This window comes from Enterococcus sp. DIV1368d (assembly GCF_050542975.1).
GTDB lineage: Bacteria > Bacillota > Bacilli > Lactobacillales > Enterococcaceae > Enterococcus_D > Enterococcus_D casseliflavus.
Window position 1 is genome coordinate 1,370,045 of sequence record NZ_CP172939.1, and the last position, 16,243, is coordinate 1,386,287.

At 41.8% G+C, this 16,243-nt stretch carries 17 protein-coding genes; 12 read left to right on the forward strand and 5 right to left on the reverse strand.

Annotated elements, in window-relative coordinates:
* The 4 genes from IGJ44_RS06290 to IGJ44_RS06305 all read left to right on the forward strand — a co-directional run bounded on the left by IGJ44_RS06290 (window position 1) and on the right by IGJ44_RS06305 (window position 4,920).
* A complete protein-coding gene (locus tag IGJ44_RS06290; RefSeq protein ID WP_074535635.1) occupies window positions 1-1,050 on the forward strand; it encodes a DUF916 and DUF3324 domain-containing protein in 1,050 nt (349 codons plus the stop codon).
* Between the two features lie 18 nt (window positions 1,051-1,068).
* Window positions 1,069-3,231, forward strand: coding sequence for a lectin-like domain-containing protein (locus tag IGJ44_RS06295; protein WP_074535636.1), 2,163 nt, complete (start codon window positions 1,069-1,071; stop codon window positions 3,229-3,231).
* A 680-nt stretch (window positions 3,232-3,911) separates the two neighbouring features.
* A complete protein-coding gene (locus IGJ44_RS06300) occupies window positions 3,912-4,280 on the forward strand; it encodes a DUF7006 family protein (RefSeq protein ID WP_015509452.1) in 369 nt (122 codons plus the stop codon).
* A 277-nt stretch (window positions 4,281-4,557) separates the two neighbouring features.
* Entirely contained in the window at window positions 4,558-4,920 is a 363-nt protein-coding gene (locus IGJ44_RS06305) for a hypothetical protein (protein ID WP_074535637.1), read from the forward strand.
* A gap of 75 nt (window positions 4,921-4,995) precedes the next feature.
* Here the strand turns inward: IGJ44_RS06305 and IGJ44_RS06310 are convergent, their stop codons facing one another.
* Together IGJ44_RS06310 and IGJ44_RS06315 are read right to left on the reverse strand one after the other, a co-directional pair.
* Entirely contained in the window at window positions 4,996-5,430 is a 435-nt protein-coding gene (locus tag IGJ44_RS06310) for a MarR family winged helix-turn-helix transcriptional regulator (protein ID WP_010747933.1), read from the reverse strand.
* Between the two features lie 58 nt (window positions 5,431-5,488).
* Window positions 5,489-5,899 carry an organic hydroperoxide resistance protein gene (locus tag IGJ44_RS06315; RefSeq protein ID WP_026008061.1) on the reverse strand — a complete coding sequence of 137 codons (411 nt, stop codon included), beginning with the start codon at window positions 5,897-5,899 and terminating at the stop codon, window positions 5,489-5,491.
* 185 nt (window positions 5,900-6,084) lie between these two features.
* On the opposite strand from IGJ44_RS06315, the gene IGJ44_RS06320 reads away from it, so the two are divergent.
* The gene (locus IGJ44_RS06320) at window positions 6,085-6,360 is read left to right on the forward strand and encodes a hypothetical protein (RefSeq protein ID WP_016620494.1); all 276 of its coding nucleotides are present in this window, start codon (window positions 6,085-6,087) and stop codon (window positions 6,358-6,360) included.
* The gene (locus IGJ44_RS06325) at window positions 6,357-7,316 is read left to right on the forward strand and encodes an SPFH domain-containing protein (protein WP_074535638.1); all 960 of its coding nucleotides are present in this window, start codon (window positions 6,357-6,359) and stop codon (window positions 7,314-7,316) included. Before IGJ44_RS06320 ends, IGJ44_RS06325 begins: the two co-directional genes overlap by 4 nt.
* A 66-nt stretch (window positions 7,317-7,382) precedes the next feature.
* Here the strand turns inward: IGJ44_RS06325 and mprF are convergent, their stop codons facing one another.
* Both mprF and IGJ44_RS06335 read right to left on the reverse strand, forming a co-directional pair.
* Window positions 7,383-9,929 carry a bifunctional lysylphosphatidylglycerol flippase/synthetase MprF gene (gene mprF, locus IGJ44_RS06330; RefSeq protein WP_074535639.1) on the reverse strand — a complete coding sequence of 849 codons (2,547 nt, stop codon included), beginning with the start codon at window positions 9,927-9,929 and terminating at the stop codon, window positions 7,383-7,385.
* 2 nt (window positions 9,930-9,931) lie between these two features.
* Window positions 9,932-10,657, reverse strand: a complete 726-nt coding sequence (locus IGJ44_RS06335) for an alpha/beta fold hydrolase (RefSeq protein ID WP_005225694.1) — start codon at window positions 10,655-10,657, stop codon at window positions 9,932-9,934.
* 266 nt (window positions 10,658-10,923) lie between these two features.
* Between IGJ44_RS06335 and IGJ44_RS06340 the strand changes: the two genes are divergently transcribed.
* The 3 genes from IGJ44_RS06340 (at window position 10,924) to IGJ44_RS06350 (ending at window position 13,326) form a co-directional block, all read left to right on the forward strand.
* The gene (locus tag IGJ44_RS06340; RefSeq protein WP_074535640.1) at window positions 10,924-11,949 is read left to right on the forward strand and encodes an NAD(P)/FAD-dependent oxidoreductase; all 1,026 of its coding nucleotides are present in this window, start codon (window positions 10,924-10,926) and stop codon (window positions 11,947-11,949) included.
* A 199-nt stretch (window positions 11,950-12,148) separates the two neighbouring features.
* A complete protein-coding gene (locus IGJ44_RS06345) occupies window positions 12,149-13,024 on the forward strand; it encodes a cation diffusion facilitator family transporter (RefSeq protein ID WP_430606432.1) in 876 nt (291 codons plus the stop codon).
* Between the two features lie 131 nt (window positions 13,025-13,155).
* Window positions 13,156-13,326, forward strand: coding sequence for a hypothetical protein (locus tag IGJ44_RS06350; protein WP_005225698.1), 171 nt, complete (start codon window positions 13,156-13,158; stop codon window positions 13,324-13,326).
* A gap of 116 nt (window positions 13,327-13,442) precedes the next feature.
* Here the strand turns inward: IGJ44_RS06350 and IGJ44_RS06355 are convergent, their stop codons facing one another.
* On the reverse strand, window positions 13,443-13,706 hold the full coding sequence (locus IGJ44_RS06355; protein ID WP_074535642.1) for a hypothetical protein: 264 nt from the start codon (window positions 13,704-13,706) through the stop codon (window positions 13,443-13,445).
* 168 nt (window positions 13,707-13,874) lie between these two features.
* Here IGJ44_RS06355 and IGJ44_RS06360 point away from each other — a divergent pair, with 168 nt between their 5' ends.
* From IGJ44_RS06360 to IGJ44_RS06370, 3 genes are all read left to right on the forward strand, one after another.
* A complete protein-coding gene (locus tag IGJ44_RS06360; RefSeq protein WP_074535644.1) occupies window positions 13,875-14,360 on the forward strand; it encodes a GNAT family N-acetyltransferase in 486 nt (161 codons plus the stop codon).
* Window positions 14,361-14,666: 306 nt separating this feature from the next.
* Window positions 14,667-15,962, forward strand: coding sequence for a PTS sugar transporter subunit IIC (locus IGJ44_RS06365; protein ID WP_074535645.1), 1,296 nt, complete (start codon window positions 14,667-14,669; stop codon window positions 15,960-15,962).
* A 28-nt stretch (window positions 15,963-15,990) separates the two neighbouring features.
* On the forward strand, window positions 15,991-16,242 hold the full coding sequence (locus IGJ44_RS06370; RefSeq protein WP_005225703.1) for a hypothetical protein: 252 nt from the start codon (window positions 15,991-15,993) through the stop codon (window positions 16,240-16,242).
* The last annotated feature ends 1 nt before the right edge of the window (window position 16,243 follow it).

A 16,243-nucleotide genomic window follows, 5' to 3' on the forward strand; every position in this document is an offset into this window, starting at 1 on the left:
ATGAAAAAACAAATCAAGTGTTTCATACTCATTAGTTTTTTTATCAGTTTGTGTTGCGTTACGAAAGTCACCGGTCATGCACAGACCACACGGTTCACTGTAACCCCTGAACTTCCCCAAAATCAAGTCAGTGACGTCACTTATTTCGACTTACTGGTAAATCATGAGACCGAACAGAACTTGACCGTTGCCCTTCATAATACAAGTCCAGACCCGTTGACCATTAAAGCATCCGCACTAAATAGTTATACGGCCTCTACTGGGATTATTGCGTACCAAGCAGAACAGACCGCCGAAGAGAATCAAGGAATCTCTTTTAGTGAATTGATTGAAAATCCAAGGCAGACGATCCAACTTGCCCCTGGAGAAAGCTATCAGGTTCATTTTACCCTTTCAATGAAAGGAAAAGAATTTGCAGGAGAAATACTTGGTGTGTTTGCCTTTGAAGAAGAACCGTCAGAGACAACTGAAAGCCAGCAAACAAATCTGCAAGCCAACTATAAAATTCAGCAAGGGGTCCGCTTGCGTCAGAATGTGGCAACCATGCCTGATCCCCAATTGTCTTTGATTAATTCTGAGGCGGCGGAAAGAAATGGTTCTGCTGCTCTCAAAAGCAGTATCCGCAATAGTCAGCCCACAGCATTTGGCAAAATATCTGTGAAAACGATCATACGTGAGCAAGACAGCGGCAACAAAGTTGGTGGTTTTTCTGCAGAGAATTTTCAAATAGCTCCAAATTCGGTTTTGGAGCTATTTAGTGCCTTTGATCAGAACATTCTCGAACCGGGGACCTATCTGTTACGGATCGAGTTGAATGCGCCTAAAGGAACGTGGGTGTTTGAGGATTCGGTGGTGGTTGATCGCAAGCAAGCCAACCTTATCAACCGTCAGACAACATTAGGTGCAGCGTATCTTCAAAAACAGTACTGGTTCTATGCTTTAGGGATACTACTCTTCCTGCTTGTCTTGCTTCTTTTGTTCTTTTTGTACAAGCGACGCAAAAAAGCAGAAGCAGATGATGCACCGGCAATGCAAGAAGAATCAGAATGAAGAAAGTAGGGGACAGCGATGAAAAAGTTTGGCATTAAACGATGGTTCTATGTACTTCTTTTTAGTTTCTTTCTGATGGGCTGGCGGCAAGAGACAATCTATGCTGCGGTATCTGTTCCGGACTTTCCTACGTTGGCGATTGACGATTCTTTGATCACTCCTGTGGGGCAAGCGGGTTCGCCACAAGGAGAGTCAGGATTCAATTATGTTCAGATCAATGATGGAACTACTACCAATTCCAGTGGTGGTGTTTGGTTTAATAAGCCAGTTTCCTTTACTCGCTCCTTTCGCTTAGAAATGGCATTTTGTATCGATAATACAGCAACGGACAGTGATGGGATCGCTTTTGTGATGCAAAGCAATGGTTTAAATGCACTGGCGCAACAAGCGGGACCGACGATTGGTGTCTGGTCAAATTCGGGAGGAGCGACTCCTTTAAGTACTGGGGCGATCCCCCAAAGTTTTGCGATTGAATTCGATACATTTTATAATAATGCAGGGTTGACGGGGGACGGAATGATGGATCTTGATGTTCCTTCCGGCCATCATATCGCTTGGAATTTTCCAGGTTCAAATGACGCATATACCACCGATGGTTGGCTGATTATTGACAAAGTCTTAAACCATCGAGATACGGTATCCGTACCAGATATTTCCGATGGGCAGTGGCATATTTTTACAGTAGTCTTTGATCAGCCGACGCAAACGTTGCGTTACACCGTACCAGATTTCGGTGTTGATGTGACGGTTCCTGTTGATGACACCTTCAAATCGAATTTGAATCTCACCAATAGTGCACCGGTCTATTTTGGTTTTACAGGTGCAAACGGGGGCTATGTTCAAGAAAAAGCTGTGGCCTTTGTCGATGTTGAAGGACTAGTAGAACTTGATATGCGAACCGGTGTTTTTGAAAAAGACCCAGTCAAACTATTGTTGGATACTGGTACGACACTTGCCCAGCCAGCCACTGTCGACAATAGCAAAACCATTACTTATGCGACCTATCTCTCCTATAAAAGCACCAGTGATCTAGCTGACTTGGAATCGGGAATCTTGCTCTCATCGCTTTTTCCAGAAGGACTATCATTAGTTCCCGAGGCGGTTTATTTTGGGAAAGCCAGTGAAATCATGGTTAATGGCATGCCTGAAGGCGGAACTGCCTTGCCCTTTGCCATTGAAAATGGACAATTGGTTGTGACACTGCCCGACATGGTCAAAGGGAATGAATACATCGTTCACTTTTCCGTCAATTACACAGAAGCTCCGCTCGATCAGAATTTAGATGTAGCCATCCCTGTCCAAACTGTTTTTAATGGAAATGCTTTTGTTTCCAGTATGACATCAGGTGATCCAGAAACTCATTATTATCAAATGACCGGATCCTTTCCACCGACTCTTTCAACAGGTTCGGCGTCATTGGCAGAAGCAAAAGCAGACCTGCAGATCGTGCGGCAAAAGCGCAATTCCTACATACCGATCACGATTGATGACCAAAATTCGACCCAAGCCAAAATATATGTCACGGATTTCTTTACGGAGGATAAGACAATCACCGAAACGGATTTCTCTGAAGCAGCGTTGGTTGAACGGGGAACATTGTCGGAGCCATTGTCGGATACATTGGCACTAGACACCTCAGATCTAGAACCGGGCACAACCTATTATCTTGCGTCTTATGTGATCGATACAGAAGGCAATCGATCGGCGACACGTTATTATGGCATTGACTTTCGAGGAATCGTGGTATTTGAGCGTGCGCCTGCTTCAATCAACGCAGCGGCAGTGACCTTGAATGAACTCGCAAGATCCATCAGAGACGATGGCTTTGCTTATTTAACGATTTCTTTTGATCAAGAAGCCCTTTTGTCTGTCAGCAATACCAGCGAAGGGACCTGGCAGTTAAGCGGCCAGATGACTGATTTTATGCAAAATCAGCAACAATTAGCGGAGGAAATCCAATTGGTCCTCTATGATCCGGTGACCAATCAGCTGGTGGCTTCTGTCACTTCTGAAGAACAAGTGATTTTCCAACAGCAGCCAACAGGATCAACGGACTTAACTCTGGATCTTCAGGAATATGATTGCTACTTTCGCTTTGTTCCCAAGTTGGATTTGATAGAACCTGGTACCTATTCAGGTACGGTCAATTGGCAGTTGGAGAGTACGATTGTAGACAAATAAAAAAACGCCATTACGGCGTTTTTTTTATTAAAGTTCTCAGTCGATCACTGCTAAGCTTGTCGACTTTTCGCAATTTTTAAAACTAATGATAGGCCTGCTAAAGCAAAACTGCCGTATTTAACGAATTTTTCCAAGGAATCTAAAGTTTGCTGTTTTTTGCGTTTGCAGTCCGGACAGCTTTTTTCATTGCCAGTTAACTTCTTGCCGCATTTACAATGGTTCTTCATCTTTGCTCCACTCCTCGTCTCGTTTATTTTGATGATTTTCTCTACTTTAATTATACATGTTGCTGAAGGTTCTGTCTGAAATTATGCTGTCTCCGTTTTTTGTGAAGGGCAATAAGGGCTGCTGGTTGTTTGTTTCAAATCGATCGCTGATAAGGGATGCGATCCTTGGCGGTTGATTTTTCGTATAGAAGAGAGGCAATCTATCTAAAAAAGGAGGGAAATCTGACAAATTTCTCATTTTCAGATGTTGCTGATTCGCTTTGCTTATCAGTTCAGCAAAATTTTGCTATTGTGGAGTAAGATTGAGGAATCAAAAAACGACTTCTCCTTTTTTTCTTGATTCTATCCTTAATCTGAGAACGAAAATCACCGATAGTATGCTATATATAGGAACAGGGAGCCATCCTTGACGATGTCGAATATGGCATTTGAATGAAAGGATTGATGAAATAAGTGATTTCTTCAATAATCTATACGGACACAAAGGCTTATTTGGATAAGGTGGTCGATCAAGCACTGTTGGATTTGTTAAAATCTGATTATCCCAAAGTCTATGATCATGTACAACAATTGATTGCTAACTTTGAAGAAACGATCCAACAAATTGATCACTCAAATTTTTGGCAATTGATGCCAGAGATTTTAGGCTATGATTCACGCTTTGTCTTGTTGAACTCGCTGCAATTGTCAGAAGACAAATTTTTGACGGAAATCGAGGTTATTCAGATGATCGAACGCGATTATCCGAATTTGAATAAAGAGTTTTGTGGCTATTCCTTAAAAGAAAAAGAGCACGAAAGCCTGATCTTCAACATCCAATAAGCGGTTCTTCTTAGGATCACTTGATAGAAAAGAAAGCGACTAGCGCATCTAGTCGCTTTTTTTTTATGGAGAAGAAGGAGAATTAAACGTGTTATTTATCATTAAAATAAAAATTATTTTGAAATTATGAATAAAATAGATTATTATTGGTATATAATCCTTTTAGTGAAAGAAAAAACAATCGTAAAATGAAGAGGATAGATAGCTTATGTCAATAGCTAAGATTGTTTTGATTAGAAAATAAGAACCAGCCTGATTGGCATGGAAAGGAGCAGTTATGGATTACTTGAGTTTTTCAAAAAAAGAGTGGGAAGTCTTAGTTTGTTTTTGGGCTGTGGATGAGCCGCTATGCTGTACCGAATTTAGTGAACGCTTCGGCTTGAATCGCAACACGTCATTGTCAGTGATTCGTAAGTTAGTTAATAAAGGGATACTTGAGATCGCAAGTATCAAGATGAGTGGATCAGTTTTGGCTCGTCGTTTCCAACCAGCCGTCACCGAATTGGAGATTTTGCAAAGTGGTTTGACGGAGGAACAAATTTTTGAACTGGTAAAAATTGCGATCAAAAAAATTGAAGACCCAGAACAATTAACTCAGTTGCGAAGTGTTATTGGCGAATTGAAAACCAAAGCTTCGTAGGTCATCCCGTTTTCTTCGCTGTTTGTTAGTGAAGGTTTAAAAGATAAAAAAATGATCCACTGTGAAAACAGCGGATCATTTTTCTTGTTCTTGAAATTTTTGGACCATTTTGGTCGTCAATTCGTGGAGGACTGACAGTTCTTCCGGTTCAAGGGGCAAGAATTCAGTTACTTTGTAGGGGATCTCTAGCGCTTGTTCATGGAGTCCTTTGCCTAAATCAGTCAAAGTGACCCGCAAGGAACGTTCATCGTCTTGATTTCGATTTCTTACTAGGTATCCTTTTGCTTCAAGCTTTTTTAAAACCGGTGTCAGTGTACCAGAATCTAGACATAATTGCTTCCCCAATTCTTTGACACTGATCGCTTCATCTTCCCATAACACCAACATCACTAAATATTGGGTATAGGTCAAATTCAACGGGTCCAGTAAGTCTTTGTACTGTTTGATAATTTCTTTTGAAGCGGCGTATAGAGGAAAACATAATTGGTTTTCTAACGCTAAGACATTCATGTTTTCACCCCTTTTTCTAACATCCGCCTCTTATCATAGCTGTTTTTTCAACGAAAGTCTACTCGCTAACGGCTTTGACAGTCACTTCAATGTTGCCAGCTGTAGCTTTTGAGTAAGGACATACGGTATGAGCGATTTCAAGCAATTCTTGTGTTTCTTCTGTTGATAAACCTTCGATTTGACCTTCGATCTCAACGCCTAAAACAAAGCTTGATTCACTTTCTGCGTATAAAGTCACTTGTGCACTGACAGTTGAAGCACCGTCGATTCCTTTGTTGCTTTTCACTAATTCAAGGGCACTATTGAAACAAGCACTAAACCCAGCCGCAAAAAGTTGTTCTGGATTGGTGGCATTTTCAACACGTTTGCCAGGTGCAGTGATGTTTAGCTCAAATGAATGATCGGGACTGTGTACTTCTCCTGAACGGCCACCAGTGTTAATCATTTTAGTAGAATACATTTTTTTCATCATTTCTTCACTCCTATTTTTTATATTTTGTACAATTAGATTGTATGCAATTTAATGAGAAAATGCAAGGAATTGGTTTTCGTTCTATGTTTTTTTTCTAAAAAAAAGCGGAATCTGCATAAGTTTACTGTTCTCTTGGGTGAAACATGCTATCATAGTTAGTAACACTTGTAATAGATTAACAAATGAGTTTGAAGCTTCAAATTTACTGCATGAAGGCAAAGAGGGTGAAAATCATCGTAGATTATATGGAAAAACGAGCGGTTGGACGTTATTTTCGATCGCTGACGGATCATTATTCAGGCTATATCCGTCTTTATGGCACCTACACAGAATATCGGGTGATTGCAGGGATTCCTGCTGAAAATGTCATGTTAGAAATTATCGGGGTTGAAAACGGTGTCTTATTGACCCGTGTTAACAATACATTATTTGAAAATGGAAGAGGGTTTTTACAATGATCATTATCCAAATTATTTTAGTTATCTTCGTATTAGTGGTTCTGATTTGGCTGATCGCAAGCACTGCTGTGATCGTTCGTCAAGGGGAAGTCAAAGTTGTGGAAAGTTTTGGGAAATATGTTCGAACGTTGGAACCAGGTCTTCATTTTCTTGTTCCGATTTTATATACCGTAAGAGAAAGAGTGTCCTTGAAACAGATTCCTCTGGAGATCGAACCGCAAAGTGCAATTACGAAAGACAACGTAATCGTGCAGATCGATGAAGCAATCAAATACCACGTCACAGATGTTCGTGCCTTTGTTTACGAAAATGAAAACTCCGTTATCTCAATGATTCAAGATGCCCAATCAAACTTACGGGGGATCATCGGGAAAATGGATCTGAACGAGGTTCTAAATGGAACTGAAGAAATCAACGTGGCTCTATTTACTTCAATCAAAGACATCACTGCTGGCTATGGGTTAGCGATCGACCGGATCAATATCGGGGAAATCAAAGTTTCCCAAGAAATCATTGAATCAATGAATAAATTGATCACAGCTTCAAGAGACAAAGAATCCATGATCACAAGAGCCCAAGGGGAGAAATCTTCTTCAGTCTTAAGTGCCGAAGCCAAAGCTTCTCAAATGACGATCGACGCGCAAGCTCGGGCAGAACAAACCCAAATCGATGCAGAGGCGCGGGCAAAACGTGTACGGATCGATGCTGAGGCAGAAGCGGAACGAATCGCGAAAATCACTGAAGCTGAACGCAAACGGATTTTAGCTATCAATGAAGCAATCAAAGAAAGCCAGCTAGACGAGCGCTCCTTATCTTATCTAGGGATCGAAGCCTTTAAAGACGTGGTCAACAGCAATACCAACACGGTCATTCTACCATCCAATATGACGGAACTAGGAAATATTCCAGTCGTCAAACAACTTTGGGAAAACGCACCATCTAAATCAGCAGAATAACTTCTAAGCGCAACAAATGAAAAAAGCTCAAATGCACCGAGAACAAACCGGCGCATTTGAGCTTTTTTATTTCGTTTTGTCTGCCGATTGATTATCGACGATCAACAGGGCAATCATGACATAACCGATCCAACTGTCCCGAGAATATAAGATGTAGCGAGGGGACCAAGAAGCGGCATATTTCTGTTTGTATTCTCGTAGCCCTTCAAAAGAATAGAAGCGAGAACCAAACGTGTAAACGAGATAGGCGATCCGCTCTTGCAAGAAACTACTGCGGAACGTACCAACATTGGCTAATGGTGCCATACCTAAATCGAATTGTTGGTAGCCTTGTTCTTTAAAATAATCAAACAGCTGAATAAACAAGAAATCCATCGTTCCGTTCGGGGCTTTTTCAGGATCGTGACGCATCAGATCAATGGAAGCTAAGCCTGTCTGATAGGTTGGCATAAAGGAGGCAAACGCGACGATTTCTTGTTGCTGATTACGGACGACTGCAATTGGTGCGGTACTCAGATAGGATTCTGAAAAGAATCCAAGGGAGAACCCTTTTTCTTTCCGTCCATCTAGCCAGTTATCAGAAATTTCCTTAAGAGTGGCAAAGGTTTCGGCTGAAAAGGGTGGGGTGAGCACATCAAAGGTAAAGCCTTCTTTGGTGATCTTGTTGTTCAAAGCCCGCTGTCCCTTCATTTTCTTTCCTGAGAGGGTGAAACTAGGCAGATCCACATAGGCTTTCTCACCGAATTTGATAAAGTCATACCCGAATTCATGCAGCAGCATCACCATTTCTTCACTACTTTCATAAAAGACTGGCAAGTAATTCCACTGATCCATCTCTGTTAGAAAAGTTTCCAGTGCCTGGGGAAAGTCTGCTTGCTTCCCAGAAGGATCACCCATGACTAAGCATTTATTATTAAAGGTCGTAAATTGAAAAAAGACCGTCGGCTCGCCGATTTCTGGATAAACGTACACTTGCTTGTCTTTTAAATAGACAAGATGGCTGTCGCTATTGCCGCCATAAGTGTTCAAAACATGCTTCACTTTATCGGTGGCGGCACTGACGCCGAGTTGGTGCTTTGGTCCCATCAAGTAGCGTGCAAACAACAGCATCGCAACGGCGACGAATAAAATCGCAACGAAGCCTTGGAGCCATAATTTTTCAGAAGGGAAAAGCAAAAAATCCATCGAATGGTGATGTGTCGGATGCCGATTGATATGGGGCATATTGTAGACCCCGATAATGACATAGAGGATCGTCAACGAACCAATCAGCAACCCATCGATCGTTAGCCATTCCCAAGCGAAAACCAGTTGTTTTCGGAATAACTCGCTTTTTGAAAAAATCATGATCGCCAGTAATAATAGAAGAAACAGCATGGTCGAAAAGCGGAAACCCGCAAAAATAGCATAGCCGATCGTTGCTGCAATCAACAAAAGCGTCGGCATATACGCGCGACTGACACGGGCAGAGATGCCGCGACCGGCGATCAAAAAGAGATAGCCGAGAAAGATACTCGGGTACTGCATCACAAAATTCAAGCGAATCGGATTGAGGTGGGCTAACCATTTGATTTGATCAAAGGCTTCTGGGATCGTGGCGGAAAGCACCAACATCGTTCCAGTCAGATAAAGCAGCAACACTTCGATCTTGTGGAACACTTCCAACAACAAGCTTTTTGGAATACCAGAAAAGCGCTGGTTGAGGGAGACACCGACATTTTTTGAGAAAAAAAGCAAACCGATCAAAAAGGGAATGATGTAATAAAACAGACGGAACAGCAAGAGCCAGGCAATGACACTTTCACGGGGAATCTGTAGTGAACCCATTCCCATAATCATCATGACATCAAAGGTTCCCAGTTCGCCAGGAATCATCGAGACGATCCCAATCACGGAAGCAGCGATGAAAAGCGGCAACAGTTGAAACACATCGACCGAGAGACCCATCAACAGACCCGTCGTAAAGAAGGCGGCAAAAACACCTAGCCATTCCAATAAGGAAGCGGCGATCAGCTGCAGACGATCACGTCGTTGCAGCCCACCTAAGTAGGCATTTTTTTTGGAAAAACTAAGCGCATAGACGATTGGAAAATAAAGACTGCCGCCTAAAAGCCAGATCCAATACTGTTGGAGATAATCGGTCGTGGGACCGAAGAGGACGAATGCCAGCGCTGCAAGCGATAAAATCGAAAGACCAGACATCAAGTAGATAAAAATCTTCGATATTGCTTGGGCAACGTCTTTGCCTTTTTTTCCTTTGCCATAAAATTCCGACCGTAACCCGATACTGATGAAACCGCCAAAGCCGATCAAATTGTTCATGGTATTGATGATCCAGCTGGTTTCTAGTAAATAACGGCGATCAGGCTTGTCCCCTAGCAAGCGATTCAAGACGATATCATATAAGACCATGGGAAAGACACACAGTAAGCCAATGGCAGCCATTAAAGCCACTCGCCAAAGAGATAGCTGCGCAAACAATTGTTTTAGTTGATCAATCGAGATCGTCTTGCTTAACGAAAGCAGCTCGCCGAACACGATCACGGCGACTGCAATTAAGAAGAGTGTTTTAAACAGTGAGCGGTGGTCGCGGAGCCAAGTAAAGATTCTCATAGTTATTCACCGACCTTTTCTAAAAAAGATAATACTTTCGTGTTAAATACCTCTGGATTCTTTCGTGCAAAACTATGTCCTTGTCCTTTGACGACGATAAAATTGGACTGAGGGATACTGTTTGCAATATAAAAAGAATGGGAAAGCTTGATCGAATCACGTTTGCCGACCAAAATCAATGTCGGCACACTGAGGTGATTCAAATCGGCTGTAGATAAACCGATTGGACGAAACAACAATCCCAAAATAGGCAGAAAGCCCCGCATGCCTTTGGAGAATGGGGAACAAAGCCAAACGATCAGATATTGCAAGACACTGCCGATTCGAGAAAAGAGCCTCACACCTCGCGGTTCCGTGTTGCCAGAGTTTAAAATCATGCAGCTGACATGCTCTGGGTAAAGATGGCAAAAGACCATCGCCAGATTGGCACCATCGCTAAATCCTAGTAAGGCGATTTTCGTTAGCTTTTCTTGCTGAATAATTGCTAAAAGATCTGTTGCCATTTTAAAAAAATCGATTTTCTTCTGCGTATTAGTGGATTTGCCATGCCCTCGACTATCGATTAAATACAGTTGATGTTTTTGACGCAAGGCGTCGACCTGCTTTGAGAAATAGGCACTGCTGCCGCCATTTCCGTGCAGTAAAAAAAGAGGGCGTCCTGAACCGGTTTTCTCGTAATAGAGGACAGACCCGTCCGGTAAGGGCGCGTAACATTTTTCAACTTCCATTTTTTCACCTACTTTCTAAGAGTATACCTTGAAGTCAGGGACGATCACAAATATATCACTAGATAAAATGAGAAAAAATAACAATCTGCTCATCTTTTTTTTACCAGAAGTTCAGGAAAAGGCTTTTTTCTTTACAATGTAAAGAAAAATAATTGGTAAACATAATTAATTTGTTTTCAGAAAATTCTTTACAAATGGACGATCGTTGTCTATAATCGAACTAACTAATTGAGAATGATTTTCATTTACGAAAGAGAGGCTAGCCAATGACCACTATAGCAGATGTTCTGATTATCGGCGGAGGACCCACTGGACTCTATGCGAGTTTTTATGCTGGATTACGTGATCTATCGGTCGTATTGTTTGAAGCACAAGCCGAATTAGGCGGGAAGATCAATTTCTATCCTGAAAAAATGGTCTGGGATGTGGGTGCATTGCCGCCAACCAAGGGAAAGAAAGTCAAAGAACACTTGATTGAACAGGCCAAGTTGTTTGATCCAACGATCTATCTGAAAACGAAAATCATTTCATTGACCAAGGAAGACGACCTTTTTTATGCAGTGGATGACCAAGGAAGGACCCATCTTGGACGCACCGTTTTAGTCTGTATCGGCGGCGGTGTCGTTTCTCCGCAAAAATTGCCATGTTTCATCCATAATAATGTCGACAACTATATCCACTATCAGTTTCCTGACCAGCAAGCGATCCAAGGCAAGCATCTAGTGATCTCTGGCGGCGGTGATGCGGCAGTGGATTATGCGATCGAAGCAGTGTCTTATGGTGCCAAAGTCACCCTGTGTTACCGAGGAGAAAAATTGAAAGCCCATGAAGCACAAGTAAAGAAGATGAAAGCAGAAGGGATTCAAGTGCTGATGAATCACACCATCGATGGGGTGAATCAAGCAGAAACATTCAATATGGTTCTACGACTAAAAAACAGTGCCAACCATGAGACGATCGATTTTTTATGCGATCATCTACTGATCCAACACGGGTATGACCGTGACAGTGGCTTGTTAGATAAAGTCTCCTTTGATCTTGCACGCCATGAAGACTTTTACCTCAATTGCGAGATTCCTACAAAAACTAGCCATCCCGGTGTTTTTGCAGCTGGCGACATTCATTATTTCAAAGGCAAAGTGAATCTTTTGGCGGGAGCCTTTCAAGATGCTGCGCAAGCAGTCAACCAAATCAAACACTATTTAGAGCCGACCAGTGTCCCGCAGGCGATGGTTTCTTCCCATAATGAGAAATTTAGTGAAAGAAATCGACAGCTGCTGGTGAACGAGTAGCAGCGATTCTTTGTGAAAGAAAAAAAGCAAAAAACAGGATTCCCTTTGGAGTCCTGTTTTTTGGTAGCCTCAGAACAGAAATTCGTTTCACTAGAAGTGAATGTTTGCCACTCCTAAAAAATAAAATCTCTCAAATAAATGATGCAATTGATGAAAATTTCAGCTATTATTTTCAAGTTGACTATTTGGAGGGGATGACATGAATCAAACAAGATACGCAGAATTAAAACAAGCAGAAAGAGGCGCCATCTTAAGTATCGTTGCTTACATTTTGGTTTCCATCGCCAAACTTGCCATCGGTCGTTTGGCAAACTCTGAAGGACTATGGGCAGATGGGTTGAACAATGCGACGGATATCGTAGCGTCGATCGCTGTCTTGATTGGTTTGCGTTTGGCTCAAAAGCCAGCAGATGAAGACCATAAATATGGTCATTGGAAAGCAGAAAGCGTGGCGAGTCTCGTAACGTCCTTGATTATGCTGGCAGTCGGTCTGCAGGTCTTATGGTCTTCCATTCAAACGATTCTACTCGGAGAAACGCAAAGTCCCGATATGATCGCGGCAGTCGTCGGTATCATTTCAGCTATTTTGATGTATGGCATGTATTATTATAATAAGCGATTATCCGCTCGCGTAAAAAGCTCCGCTCTGCTAGCAGCTGCTAAAGACAATCGCAGCGATGCGTGGACGAGTATTGGAACGGCGCTCGCTATTTTTGCCGCCTCATTTGGTATCGGTTGGTTGGACAGTTTGACTGCGATCGTGGTTGCTCTTTTGATTATCAAAACCGCCGTCGATATTTTTCGTGAGAGTGCCTTTTCACTTTCTGATGGGTTTGATGAATCGTTAGTCGTGGAGTATGAAGCGGCAATCGCTGGTTTTTCTGAAGTGAAATCTGTCAAATCGATTCGAGGAAGAATGTATGGCGCCAATGTTTTTCTCGATGTCGTCGTGACGATGGACAAATCTTTGACGGTTGAAAAGAGTCATAACGTTGCAGATGCTATTGAAGATCTCTTAGCTGATCGTTTTCAGGTGTTTGATACTGACATCCACATCGAGCCTGCTACCGAATAAATTTTCTGGCAAAACCTTGATAGGACAAGGATGTAAACCACCCGTTTCCTGTTTGTAAACTGAAAAGTTCTTACGGAACCTGCTCATTCATGGCAAACTAGAGGTAACAAAGGAAGAAAGTAGGGAGCCCTATGAATAATAAGCAGGTAGTAGAAAATGAATTAGTTATTTCTTTAGATAAAATGGATGAAACAGAAATGATGGCACTTTGCCAACAATATATTGCGGCTATTGATGATAGCCAAGTCCTCTTCGCTTTACTGAAAAAAGTTCAAGCCTCAAAAGCAGCAGTAAGTAAATAAAAAACAAACCGGCATCTTATGCATTGATGTTTCCCTCAGCGAAAGCGAAAGGCGCATTGATCAACAGGAAAAGATGCCGGTTGTTTTTTAATTTATTTGAGTCTTTTTAAAAACTTTTAAAGGACGTTTAATAGTGCGATTAGCCCATAGATGATCAAAGAGGCTATTCCTAGAGGAACAATGCGTCGGAATATAATCTCTTTCAAGCGCTTGCCTGCTTGTCGTTCTTTTTCATAGTTAGGATCATGGGCATGCGCTTTAAATTGCTGAGGAGAACGAGAGAAGATCAAGCCGTTGGTCATCGATAAAACCCAGCCAATCAACGCCAGGAAGAACGAAACAAAAATGATTGCCAGTAAAAGTAGTTGCAAGAGCTGCATGGTGTTGCTACCTCCTTTTCGTCACCATTTTTTCACTTCTAGTTTACCATCTTTTGAGACATTTTGGGGTCTTTGTTCCACGTGCCCTTTCTTTTTTTTCCTTATCCCTTATAATAGAGATATTTATAAACGAGTTTTTGTTTCGTGCAGCAGAAAGAAGGGGTTCTTATGGCAATCACAAAAAAAATCGTTCAATCACCTGAAGATTTCCAAACGTTGGATCGTTTGATCAAAGAAATCTGGCCAGAAGTGTTTACACCTATCATAGGGTCCGATCAAGTCGCGTATATGCTGGCTCATTACCAATCACCAGCAGCGATTCAAAACGAAGTCCAGCAAGGAGCAGTCTATCTTTTGTTATTAGAAGGAGACCGAGCAGTAGGATATACAGCGTATGAAGAAACACAGCAGCAGATTTATTTAAGTAAATTGTATCTCCATCAATCCACTAGAGGCAAAGGCTATGCCAGCCAAGTCTTTGATTGGTATGAGGAGATCGCCTCAGGCAAAACACTGCATTTAAACGTCAACAAACAAAACCAGCAGGCGATCGCTGTTTATGAGCATCGCGGCTTTACGCGCGTTTCTGAACGTACTGTTATGATTGGTTCGGGATTTGTGATGGATGATTTTATTTATGAGAAGAAAGTATAATTAAGTAGAAAATTCATTTGAAAAACTAAAAAACATTAAATGAATCAAGAATACTATTTTTGATTTTAATATCGTGCCTATTGGAAAACATTGCCAATAGGTTTTTTTGTATCAAGCTATTCAAAAATCCCTTATCAACACATAAATTTTTAAGTTTTGATATTGTGTAAAATTACGATGAATAAATGTTATTTTGAGTTGTTAAAAATAGTTTCGTCTATTCGTAAAAAACATATTTACTCCCAGGAAGCACTGTGCTATTATCCTTGTATAAACATTATAATGTTATAAACTAAGGAGGCAATTATGAAAGGGTTTGTAGAATTTATTGAACAGAAGTTGATGCCGATTGCAAATAAAGTGGGGATGCAACGGCACATGGTAGCGATTCGTAAGGGGATCATCGCTACGTTACCATTAACGATCGTTGGGTCTTTCTTCACGATCTTACTGAATTTTCCCATCGAATCAGTCGCTGCGGTGATCGAACCGTATCGGGAAGTTTTGGATATTCCCTTTCGTTATACAGTCGGATTATTGGCATTGTATGCAACATATGGGATTGCTTCATCGCTAGCCAAAAGCTACAAGCTGGATTCATTGACTGCGGGTATCTTAGCAACGATGTCCTTTCTTGTAACCGCTGCACCACCATTGCGAGTCTTTGATTCTGTGGAAGGCATCATTGATGCGGGACGTTATATCAATGTGGCAAACTTAGGATCAGGCTCTTTGTTTGGCGCGATCGTCACGGCGATCTTGTCCGTTGAAATCTATCGTTTCTTTATCGTAAAAAACATTACCATCAAAATGCCAGATGGTGTGCCACCAGAAGTAACGAATTCATTTATGGCGTTGATTCCTGGAGGAGCGATCCTGATTTTGTTCTGGGTGATCCGTCATATGTTAGGCTTTGATATCAATGGCTTTTTAAGTAACTTGTTGATGCCGTTAAAAGACGTGCTAGCTGGTAACAGCTTGTTTGGTGGTTTATTGACTGTCTTCTTGATCTGTTTCTTCTGGGTACTGGGGATTCATGGACCAGCCATCATGGGTCCTGTCATTCGTCCATTCTGGGATATTTCCATTGCTGAAAATATGGAAGCGTTCCAAGCATCTGGCAATGCGCATGAATTGCCTAATATTTTTACGGAACAATTTTTACAATGGTTCGTCTGGATCGGTGGAGCCGGTACGACCTTAGCGTTGGTCGTTTTGTTCTTCTTCTCCAAATCAAAATACTTGAAACAATTGGGCCGTTTGTCCATCTTGCCAGGCCTATTCAATATCAATGAACCAGTGATTTTCGGTGCACCGATCGTAATGAACCCAATCTTAGGCATTCCGTTCTTGGTGGCACCATTGATTACGACAACGATTTCTTACTTCGCGACTATTACGGGTGTCGTACCGATGATGGCTGCCAGACTTGGGTTTGCCATTCCAGCACCAATCGCCGCCTGGATGAGTACGGACTGGAGTATCGCAGCAGCGATTTTAGTAATCGTCAACTTCTTTATCACACTCGCAATCTACTACCCATTCTTTAAAGTCTTTGAGAAACAGCAGATTGCCCGCGAACAAGAAGAAACAGCCGCTTAAGCAAGACAAAAAAGAGTGAGGTGCAAACATGGGGATTTATGCCATTTGTTTATTTTTTGGTTGTCAAATTTGGTTAACAAAATCAGCACAAGGGAAAAAAATTCAAGAAGTGCCGTTTTGGCGGATGCTTTTGTTCGGGATTCTTGGCGTTGCTGCAGCGATCCTACTGAGCCGTCAGTTTCCGTGGGGACCATTTTTGACGATAACGGCGACGATTGTTTGCAGTTCGCTTTTACTGACACGTTTTACTGCTTTTTATGAAGAAATGAGGATGAGATAAG

Excerpts from the sequence above, each read along its gene's own strand:
- IGJ44_RS06305 (WP_074535637.1), top strand. The coding sequence starts at position 4,558 with ATGGATTACTTGAGTTTTTCAAAAAAAGAGTGGGAAGTCTTAGTTTGT.
- IGJ44_RS06295 (WP_074535636.1), top strand. The coding sequence starts at position 1,069 with ATGAAAAAGTTTGGCATTAAACGATGGTTCTATGTACTTCTTTTTAGT.
- IGJ44_RS06345 (WP_430606432.1), top strand. The coding sequence starts at position 12,149 with ATGAATCAAACAAGATACGCAGAATTAAAACAAGCAGAAAGAGGCGCC.
- IGJ44_RS06340 (WP_074535640.1), top strand. The coding sequence starts at position 10,924 with ATGACCACTATAGCAGATGTTCTGATTATCGGCGGAGGACCCACTGGA.
- IGJ44_RS06350 (WP_005225698.1), top strand. The coding sequence starts at position 13,156 with ATGAATAATAAGCAGGTAGTAGAAAATGAATTAGTTATTTCTTTAGAT.
- IGJ44_RS06335 (WP_005225694.1), bottom strand. The coding sequence starts at position 10,657 with ATGGAAGTTGAAAAATGTTACGCGCCCTTACCGGACGGGTCTGTCCTC.
- IGJ44_RS06360 (WP_074535644.1), top strand. The coding sequence starts at position 13,875 with ATGGCAATCACAAAAAAAATCGTTCAATCACCTGAAGATTTCCAAACG.
- IGJ44_RS06355 (WP_074535642.1), bottom strand. The coding sequence starts at position 13,706 with ATGCAGCTCTTGCAACTACTTTTACTGGCAATCATTTTTGTTTCGTTC.
- IGJ44_RS06320 (WP_016620494.1), top strand. The coding sequence starts at position 6,085 with ATGAGTTTGAAGCTTCAAATTTACTGCATGAAGGCAAAGAGGGTGAAA.
- mprF (WP_074535639.1), bottom strand. The coding sequence starts at position 9,929 with ATGAGAATCTTTACTTGGCTCCGCGACCACCGCTCACTGTTTAAAACA.
- IGJ44_RS06290 (WP_074535635.1), top strand. The coding sequence starts at position 1 with ATGAAAAAACAAATCAAGTGTTTCATACTCATTAGTTTTTTTATCAGT.
- IGJ44_RS06315 (WP_026008061.1), bottom strand. The coding sequence starts at position 5,899 with ATGAAAAAAATGTATTCTACTAAAATGATTAACACTGGTGGCCGTTCA.
- IGJ44_RS06370 (WP_005225703.1), top strand. The coding sequence starts at position 15,991 with ATGGGGATTTATGCCATTTGTTTATTTTTTGGTTGTCAAATTTGGTTA.
- IGJ44_RS06325 (WP_074535638.1), top strand. The coding sequence starts at position 6,357 with ATGATCATTATCCAAATTATTTTAGTTATCTTCGTATTAGTGGTTCTG.
- IGJ44_RS06310 (WP_010747933.1), bottom strand. The coding sequence starts at position 5,430 with ATGAATGTCTTAGCGTTAGAAAACCAATTATGTTTTCCTCTATACGCC.
- IGJ44_RS06365 (WP_074535645.1), top strand. The coding sequence starts at position 14,667 with ATGAAAGGGTTTGTAGAATTTATTGAACAGAAGTTGATGCCGATTGCA.